This window comes from Streptomyces sp. KLMMK (genome assembly GCF_036961605.1).
In the GTDB taxonomy this organism is placed as follows: Bacteria; Actinomycetota; Actinomycetes; order Streptomycetales; family Streptomycetaceae; genus Streptomyces; species Streptomyces telluris.
Genome location: NZ_JBAMDC010000055.1, coordinates 17,279 through 27,102, shown reverse-complemented (window position 1 = coordinate 27,102; position 9,824 = coordinate 17,279). Strand labels below are relative to the sequence as shown.

Sequence of the window (9,824 nt, the reverse complement as noted above, 5' to 3'; positions counted from 1 at the left end):
AGTGCGCTCGGGCGGCCGAGGGTGAACGGTCCGATGAACCGTTCCCAGTCGATGTCGGCGACCACGGCCGCGGTGTCGTCGCAGTCGAGGGCGCGCTGGACCGCGGTCACGGCGAGCGCGGCGGGCAGGGTGACGACGCCGCGGCGGCGCAGGTGCTCCTCGTCGGCGTCGGTGACCATGCCGCCGTCGGCCCAGGGGCCCCAGGCGATCGCGGTGGCGGTCAGGCCGGCGGCCCTGCGCCGGGCGGCGAGGCCGTCGAGGAAGGCGTTGGCGGCCGCGTAGGCGGTCTGCAGACCACTTCCCCACACGCCGGCGATCGAGGAGAAGAGGACGAAGGCGTCCAGTTCCTGGTCGCCCAGCAGCTCGTCCAGGTGAGCGGCGCCGCCGGCCTTCGCCGCCGTCGTGCGGGCGAAGTCGGCCGGAGTCAGCTCGTCGAAGGGGGCGAACTGCTCCACGCCCGCGGCGTGGAACACGGAGGTGAAGGTGTGCTCGGCGAGCAGCGCCGCCACCGCGTCGCGGTCGGCGACGTCGCACGCGGCAAGGGTGACGCGCGCTCCCATCTCCTCCAGCTCGGCCTTGAGGCCGGCCGCGCCGGGCGCGTCGGCGCCGCGACGGCCGGCGAGCACGAGGTGTTCGGCACCGGCACCGGCGAGCCAGCGGGCGACGTGCCCGCCCAGCGCACCCGTACCACCCGTGATCAGCACCGTGCCGCGCGCCGACCACGGCCGGCCGGTGCCGCTGCGGGCGTGGGTGAGCCGGGCGGTGAACACGCCGGACGCACGGACGGCGACCTGGTCCTCCCCAGTGCCGGCGCCCTGGTTCAGCACGGCGGCGATACGGCCGGCGGCGCGCTCGTCGACCGCCGTCGGCAGGTCGATCAGCCCGCCCCAGCGCCGCGTGTGTTCCAGGGCGAGGGCGCGGCCGAAGCCCCACACCTGGTGCTGCACCGCGCTCAGCGGCGCGTCGTCCGAGCGGCCGGTGGCCGCCGCGCCCCGGGTGAGGCACCACAGCGGCGCGTCGATGCCCGCGTCACCGAGCGCCTGAGCCAGTGCCACGGTCTGCGCGAGGCCCTGGGAGACCGCGGCGTGCCCGGGCGAGGCGGTCTCGTCGATCGCGAGCAGTGACAGGACGCCCTGAAGGGCTCCGGCCTGCAGTGACCGGGCTTCGGCCGCGGCGCGGGTCAGCTCGCCGGCCAGGGTCTCGCGGTCGGCGTCCGCGCCGGCCGTCAGCGGGATCAGGTGCGCGCCGCGTCCGGCGAGGGCCGCGCGGACCGTCTCGGCCCACTGGTCGCCCTCGGGCGCGGCGAACAGCCAGGTGCTGCCGGACAGGTCCGTGGCGGGCAGGCCGTCCAGCGGCTGCCAGGTCAGCTGGTAGCGCCAGCCGTCCACGACGGACTGCTCGCGCCGCTGCCGCCGCCAGGCGGACAGCTTCGGGACGACGACGTCCAGCTCTTCGGCGCTCAGGCCCAGCGTGGCGGCGAGCGACTGGGCGTCCTCCCGCTCGACGCTCGCCCAGAACTCGGCATCGACCGCGTCCACGACGGCCGCCTCGGCCTCGGGGGCCTCCAGCCAGTAGCGCTGCTGCTGGAAGGCGTACGTGGGCAGGTCGGCCTTCCGCGCGCCGGGGAAGAGCGCCTGCCAGTCCGGGGACACGCCGTGGACGTGCAGTTCGGCGAGCGCGGCGGTGACGGCCTGCTGCTCGGGGCGGTCGGCGCGCAGGACGGGCACGGTGACGGCCTCGTCCAGGCAGCCCTGCGCCATTCCGCTGAGGACGCCGCCGGGACCGATCTCCACGAAGGTGGTCACGCCCAGGTCGTGCAAGGTGCGGATGCCATCGGCGAAGCGGACCGCCTCGCGGACGTGACGGACCCAGTACTCGGGGGTGTACGGCTCGGCGAGACGACCGGTCAGGTTGGACACCACCGGAATCCGCGGCTCACTGAAAGTCAGACCGCGGACGACCGCGGCGAAGTCCTCCAGCATCGGGTCCATGAGAGGCGAGTGGAAGGCATGGCTGACCTTCAGCCGGGAGGTCTTACGGCCTTGCTGCTTGAAGAGCTCGGCGATCGCGGTGACCGCGTCCTCGACACCGGAGACCACGACGGACTGAGGCCCGTTGATCGCCGCGATGCCCACCTGTTCGGTCAGGTGCGGGAGTACTTCCTCCTCGGTCGCCTGGACCGCCACCATCGCGCCACCGGAAGGCAGCGCCTGCATCAGCGCAGCACGCGCCGACACCAGCTTCGCCGCATCGGCGAGCGACAGCACACCCGCCACATGAGCCGCAGCGATCTCACCGACCGAGTGACCGGCCACGTAATCCGGCCGGATCCCCCACGATTCGAGGAGCCGGAACAGCGCCACCTCGACAGCAAAGAGGGCAGGCTGGGTGCACCCGGTCTGATGAAGCGTTTCCGCATCCACATCCACCGGCGCATCCAGCAGCGCACACACCTCGTCATAGGCGGCAGCGAACACCGGGTACGCCGCGTACAGCTCACGCCCCATCCCCAGCCGCTGCGACCCCTGACCCGAGAACAGGAACCCGGCCTTGCCCCCGAGGCCGCCCGTGCTCCGGATCACGGCCGCGGACGGGCTGTCCGACGCCAGTGCCCGTACGCCTTCGGTGAGTTCCTCCAGGCTCTCGCCGACGACGGCCGCCCGCCGGTCCCAGGCGGCGCGGGTCGTGGCGAGGGAGAAGCCGATGTCGGCGGGCGACCGGCCGGGGCCGCTCTCCAGGAAGGAGAGCAGGCGCTCGGCCTGGGCCCGCAGCGCCGCGTCGCTCCTGGCCGAGAGCACCCACGGCAGCGCGCCGGCGGCGGGCGCCTGGGCGGTCTCGCCGGCGGGCTCCTCCTCCGGGGCGGGGGCCTGCTCGATGATCGTGTGGGCGTTGGTGCCGCTGACGCCGAACGAGGAGACCGCGGCACGGCGGGGGTGGTCCGACTCGGGCCACTGGACGGCCTCGGTCAGCAGCCGGACGCCGCCGGCCGACCAGTCGACCTGGGGGGTCGGCTCGTCGACGTGGAGCGTCTGCGGCAGCACCCCGTTGCGGATGGCCATCACCATCTTGATCACGCCGGCGACGCCGGAAGCCGCTTGCGTGTGACCGAGGTTGGACTTGACGGATCCCAGCCACAGCGGCCGGTCGCCCGGGTGCTCCTGGCCGTACGTGGCGAGCAGCGCCTCGGCTTCGATCGGGTCGCCGAGGGTGGTGGCCGTGCCGTGCGCCTCGACCGCGTCGACCTGGGAGGCGGTCAACCGCGCGTTCTCCAGCGCCTGCTGGATGACGCGCACCTGCGACGGGCCGTTGGGGGCGGTGAGGCCGTTGGACGCGCCGTCCTGGTTGACGGCGCTGCCGCGGATGACGGCGAGCACGTCGTGGCCGAGCCGGCGGGCGTCGGACAGCCGCTCCAGCAGGAGCACGCCGACGCCTTCGGACATGCCCGTGCCGTCGGCGTTCGACGAGAATGCGCGGCAGCGGCCGTCGGGCGACAGGCCGCGCTGCGCGCTGAAGGCGATGAACGTGTTCGGCGTGGCCATCACGGTCGCACCGCCGGCCAGGGCGAGCGAGCACTCGCCGCGGCGCAGGGCCTGGGCGGCCAGGTGGAGCGCCACCAGCGAGGAGGAGCAGGCCGTGTCGACGGTGACGGCCGGGCCTTCGAGGCCGAGGGCGTACGAGATGCGGCCGGAGACCACGGCCGCGGTGTTCGCGGTGACGAGGTGGGCCTCGATGTCGCTGTCGCCCGGCCGCTGGAGGTAGGCGTGGTCCTGGCCGTTGGTGCCGACGAACACTCCGGCCCGGGTGCCCCGTGCGGTGGCGGGGTCGATGCCCGCGCGTTCGAAGGCCTCCCACGAGGTCTGCAGCAGCAGCCGCTGCTGCGGGTCCATGACCAGGGCCTCGCGGGGGGAGATCCCGAAGAAGGCGGGGTCGAAGTCGGCGGCATCGTGGAGGAAGCCGCCCTCGCGCACGTACGTCCGTCCCGTGCGCCCGGGCTCGGGGTCGTGGATCGTGTCGAGGTCCCAGCCGCGGTCGGCGGGGAACCCGGTCACGGCGTCGGCGCCCGAGGAGACCAGGTGCCACAGGTCCTCGGGGGAGGCGACCCCGCCCGGGTAGCGGCAGGCCATCCCGACGATGGCGATGGGCTCGGTGTCCTTCGCCTCCAGCTCACCCAGCTGCCTGCGGGTGTGGCGCAGGTCCACCATCACGCGCTTGAGGTAATCCCTGAGCTTGTCGTCGTTCGACATGTTTTACGTCCTCGGTAGCAGTGCGTGAGAAGAGTTAGAGAGACCCGAGCTCTTGGTCGATGAGGTCGAACATCTCGTCGTCGGTGGCGGCGTCGATCCGGTCGAGGTCGAGGTCGAAGTCGCGGTCGGTGCCGGGGCCGGCATCAGCGGCGGCGGCGTTCGCCGTGGCGTCCTGGTGGCTGTCGGTCCACTTCCAGAGCAGCGCCTTGAGCCGGGCGGTGACCTTGTCCCGTACCGCGTCCTCGGGGGCGAGCGCGGCCAGCTGGGCCTCCAGCCGGTCGATCTCCTCGAGCACCGGCAGCGTCCCGGCGGCGAGGTCGAGGACCAGGTCCTTGTGCAGGAGCCGGGCGATCGCGACCGGGTTGGGGTGGTCGAAGACGAGGGTGGGCTTGAGCCGGAGCCCGGTCGCGGCCTTGAGCCGGTTGCGGAGCTCCACGGCGGTCAGGGAGTCGAAGCCGATGTCGCGGAAGGCCGTGCCGGGTTCGATCCGGGCCGCGTCGGCATGCCCCAGGGCGGCGGCGGCCTGGTTGCGCACCAGGTCGAGCAGCACCTTCTCCTGGTCGGCCTCGGGCATTCCGGCCAGGCGGCGTGCCAGGGCGGGGGTCCGGCCGGCGGTCGCGTCCTCCTCGGCCGCGCCGCCGGTGTCGCCCACGAGGCCGCGGAAGACCGCGGGCAGCATGCCGGCGCGGGCCATGGCGCGCAGGCCCGGGAGGTCCAGCCGGACCGGCACGATCACCGGCCGGTCGGCGGTGAGGGTGGCATCGAAGAGTGCCAGGCCTTCCGCGGAGGTGAACGGCACGACCCCGGATCGGCCCATCCGGTTGCGGTCGGCGTCGGTGATCCGGTCGCCCATGCCGCCGTTGTCCGTCCACAGGCCCCACGCCAGCGAGGTGCCGGGCAGGCCCGCGGCCCGGCGCTGCCGCGCCAGCCCGTCCAGGAAGGAGTTGGCCGCCGCGTAGCTCGCCGCGCCGGCGCTGCCCAGGACTCCGGCCAGGGAGGAGAAGAGCACGAACGCGGAGAGGTCCAGGTCCTTGGTCAGCTCGTGCAGGTGCAGCGCGCCGTCGGCCTTCGGGCGCAGCACGGTGTCCAGGCGCTCCGGGGTCAGCGCGGTGATCACACCGTCGTCCAGGGCGGCGGCCGCGTGCACCACGGCCACGAGCGGGTGTGCGGCCGGGACCGAGGCCAGCAGCTCGGCGAGGGCGTCCCGGTCCGCGATGTCGCAGGCGGCCACGTCGACGTGCGCGCCCAGCTCGGAGAGGGCGGCGACGAGTTCGCCGACGCCTTCTGCCGCGGGGCCGCGGCGGCTGACCAGGAGCAGCCTGCGTGCGCCGCGTTCGGCGACGAGGTGGCGTGCGAGCGACAGCCCGAGGCCACCGGTCGCGCCGGTGAGCAGCACGGTCCCTTCGGGGTCCCACGCGTGACCGGCGGGCTCCTCGGCCGGGGCGGTCCGGGCGAGGCGCGGTACGAACAGCTTGCCGCCGCGCACTGCGGCCTGCGGTTCGTCCAGGGCGGCGAGCGCCGCGGCGAGTGCGGGGTCCGGGCCGCCGGCCGTCACCGCATGGTCCGCGTCGTCCGCGTCGAGGAGCAGGAGCCGGTCCGGGTTCTCGGCCTGCGCCGACCTCACCAGGCCGGCCACCGCGGCGTGCGCGGGGTCCGGTGCCGCTCCCTCCAGGTCGACGGCGCCACGCGTCATCACCACGAGCCGCGCATCGGAGAACCGCTCGTCGGCCACCCACTCCTGGACGGCGGACAGCACACCGGCCAGCAACTCGCGCGTCGCCGAGGCGGCTTCGCCCTCGCTCGGGGGGCAGGGCAGGAGTACGTGGGCGGGCGGAACCGCGCCGTCGTCGACCGCCTTGCGGAGGGCGTCGAGGCCGGCGCAGGGACCGTCGCCGCCGAGGACCACCCACGCGGCCTCGGCAGCGGGAGCAGCCGCATCGGGAGCGGTGTGCTCGACCCAGTCGACCTCGAACATCCAGTCCTGGTGCGCGACGCGCGAGGCCAGCACCTGCTGCGGGGACATCGTCCGCGTCCGCACGGACGCCACCGAGGCGACGGGAGCACCGTCGGCGTCGGCCAGTTCGATCGCCACCGCGTCGCCGGCACCGGTGCCGGCGGGCCGGATCCGTACGCGCACGGCACCGGCTCCCGGGGCGTGCACGGCCGCGCCGCTCCAGGCGTAGGGCATGAGCACCTCGCCGGGGTCTCCGGCACGGGCCGGCGCCAGGATGGCCAGGGCGGCGTCCAGCAGTACGGGGTGCAGGCCGTAGCGGTCCGCCCGGTCCCGCTCCGCGAGGGGCAGCGCGATCTCGGCGTACAGCTCGTCCCCGGCGCGCCAGGCGGCGCGCAGGCAGGGGTGCTCCTCGACGTCCACCGGCTCGGCGCCCGCCGGCGGCCAGATCACCATGTCGAACTCCGCTGCGGGGGCGCTCCGGGTGAGTTCTCCGGCAACGTGGCGGACCCACGGTTCGCCGGCGCCGCCGGCGGCGGACCGGCTGTAGACCCGCACCGACCGTCGCCCGGTGTCCTCGCCCGCGCCGATCTGCACCTGGACGCGGACGGCGCCCTGCTCCGCCGGGAACAGCGGGGCGTCCACGTCCAGCTGCTCCAGATGCGGGAACCCGGCCTGCCGTCCTGCGCACAGTGCGAGCTCTACGAACGCGGCGACCGGCAGCACCGGCACGCCGGCCACCGTGCGTTCCACGATCCAGGGTGTGTCGGCCGGGGACAGCCGGCCGGTGAAGAGCACGTCCTGTCCCCCGGCGGCCTCCACCACCGCGCCGAGCAGAGGGTGGCCGGAGGAGTCCAGCCCCGCCGAGGAGACGTCGAGCGCGGCCGTTCCTTCGAGCCAGAAGCGCTCACGCTGGAAGGCGTAGGTGGGCAGGGCGACGCGCTGGGCGCCGGGGAAGAGCGCCTGCCAGTCCGGGGAGACGCCGTGCGTGTGCAGCTGTCCGAGGGCGAGGGTGATCGCCTGCGGCTCGGGGCGGTCCGTGCGGAGTACGGGGACGGTGACGATGTCGTCGCCTTCGCCGTCGAGGCAGCCCTGGGCAAGGGCGCTCAGGACGCCGCCGGGGCCGATCTCCACGAACGTCGTCACGCCCAGGTCGCTGAGCGTCTGCACGCCGTCGGCGAAGCGGACCGCTTCGCGGACGTGGCGGACCCAGTACTCGGGGGTGTACGGCTCGGCCAGGCCGCCCGTGAGGTTGGAGACCACCGGGATCCGCGGCTCGCCGAAGCTGAGACCCCGGACGACCGCGGCGAAGTCCTCCAGCATCGGGTCCATCAGCGGCGAGTGGAAGGCATGACTCACCTTCAGCCGAGAGGTCTTGCGGCCCTGCTGCGCGAAGACGTCGGCGATCTTCAGAGCGGCGTCCTCGGCGCCCGAGATCACCACGGACTGCGGGCCGTTGACCGCCGCGATACCGACCTCGTCGGTCAGATGCGGCAGCACCTCAGCCTCGGTCGCCTGAACGGCAACCATCGCACCGCCCGCGGGCAGCGCCTGCATCAGCGCGGCGCGCGCCGACACCAGCTTCGCCGCATCGGCGAGCGACAGCACACCGGCCACATGAGCCGCAGCGATCTCACCCACGGAGTGACCGGCCACGTAATCCGGCCGGATCCCCCAGGACTCCAGCAGCCGGAACAGCGCCACCTCGACCGCGAACAACGCAGGCTGCGTCGAACCTGTCTGGTGCAGCTCCTCCGACTCGACGTCCACCGGCGCATCCAGCAGCGCACACACCTCGTCGTAGGCGGCAGCGAACACCGGATACGCCGCGTACAACTCACGCCCCATCCCCAGCCGCTGCGACCCCTGACCCGAGAACAGGAACCCGGCCTTGCCCCGGCCGGCGTCGGCGCGCCCGGTCGCCAGATGTGCGGCGGGCTCGCCGGCTGCGAGTGCGGTCAGCCCTTCGCGCAGCTCGTCCGCGTCGGCGCCGACCACCGCGGCGCGGTGCTCCAGCGCCGATCGGGTGGCCGCGAGCGAGAACCCGACGTCGGCCGGCGACGCGGCCGCGAGGTCCGGGGACGACAGCAGCCGTTGCGCCTGTTCCCGCAGTGCTTCCCCGGTCTTTCCGGAGAGCACCCACGGCACCACCGGGGTCCGCGGCCGCAGCGACTCCTCGGCCGCGGTCTCTCCCCCGGCGTCCTCGCCGGCCGCTTCCTCCTCCGCCGGTTCCGTCGCCTGCTCGAGGACGATGTGCGCGTTGGTGCCGCTGATCCCGAACGAGGAGATCCCGGCGCGGCGCGGGTGGTCCGTCTCCGGCCACGCGGCCGCCTCGGTGAGCAGCTCGACCGAGCCGGCCGACCAGTCGACCTGCGGGGTCGGCCGGTCCACGTGCAGCGTCTGCGGCAGCACACCGTGCTGCATCGCGAGCACCATCTTGATCACGCCGGCGACACCCGCCGCGGCCTGCGTGTGGCCGATGTTCGACTTCAGCGAGCCGAGCAGGAGCGGCCGTTCGCGGCTCTGTCCGTAGGTTTCCAGCAGGGCCTGGGCCTCGATCGGGTCACCGAGGTTCGTGCCCGTGCCGTGGGCTTCGACGGCGTCGACCTCCTCGGCGGACAGCCCGCCGCTCGCCAGCGCTTCGAGTATCACGCGCTGCTGGGAAGGGCCGTTGGGGGCGGTCAGGCCGTTGGACGCGCCGTCCTGGTTGACCGCGCTGCCCCGGACGACCGCGAGCACCTGGTGGCCGAGCCGGCGGGCGTCCCGCAGTCGCTCCACGAGGAGCAGTCCGGCGCCTTCGGACCACGACGCGCCGTCCGCGGCGGCCGCGAAGGACTTGCAGCGGCCGTCGGGGGCGAGGCCGCGCTGGCGGCTGAACTCGACGAACGCACTCGGGCCCGCCATGACCGTGACGCCGCCGGCGAGTGCCATGGAGCACTCGCCGTTGCGCAGTGCCTGCACGGCGAGGTGCAGGGCGACCAGCGAGGACGAGCAGGCGGTGTCGACGGTGACCGCGGGGCCCTCGAAGCCGAAGGTGTAGGCGATGCGCCCGGAGGCGACGCTGCCGGAGTTGCCGGTGCTCATCAGCCCTTCGACGCCGTCGGGGAGGACGCCGGGCGTGAAGCCGTAGTCGTGGTACATCAGGCCGGCGAAGACGCCGGTGCGGCTGCCCTTGAGGGAGGCGGGGTCGATGCCCGCGTGTTCGAAGGCCTCCCACGCGGTCTCCAGCAGCAGCCGCTGCTGCGGGTCCATCGCCAGCGCCTCGCGCGGCGAGATCCCGAAGAAGTCCGCGTCGAAGTCCGCCGCGTCGTGGAGGAATCCGCCCTGCCGGGTGTAGACCTTGCCCGGCTGCTCGGGGTCGGGATCGTAGAGCGCGTCGACGTCCCAGCCCCGGTCCTCGGGGAAGTGCGAGATCGCGTCGCCGCCCTCGGCCAGCAGCCGCCACAGCGCCTCGGGCGAGTCGACGCCGCCGGGGAACCGGCAGCTCATGCCCACGACGGCGATCGGCTCCTGGTCGCGGGACTCCAGCTCGCGCACGCGCCGCCGGGCCTGGCGCAGGTCGGTGGTGGCCCGCTTGAGGTAGTCCCGGAGCTTGTCTTCGTTCATCATCGGTGTTGCCCGCCCCTTTT

At 74.0% G+C, this 9,824-nt stretch carries 1 protein-coding gene and 1 pseudogene; both read right to left on the bottom strand.

The window, feature by feature from the left end; all coding sequences use genetic code 11:
- On the bottom strand, nucleotides 1–4,244 hold a 4,244-nt coding region (locus tag V7793_RS12525), incomplete at its 3' end, for a type I polyketide synthase (RefSeq protein WP_443057895.1).
- 34 nt (nucleotides 4,245–4,278) lie between these two features.
- Nucleotides 4,279–9,804 (bottom strand): annotated as a pseudogene (locus tag V7793_RS12515) (SDR family NAD(P)-dependent oxidoreductase); the annotation flags it as partial.
- Between the last annotated feature and the right edge of the window lie 20 nt (nucleotides 9,805–9,824).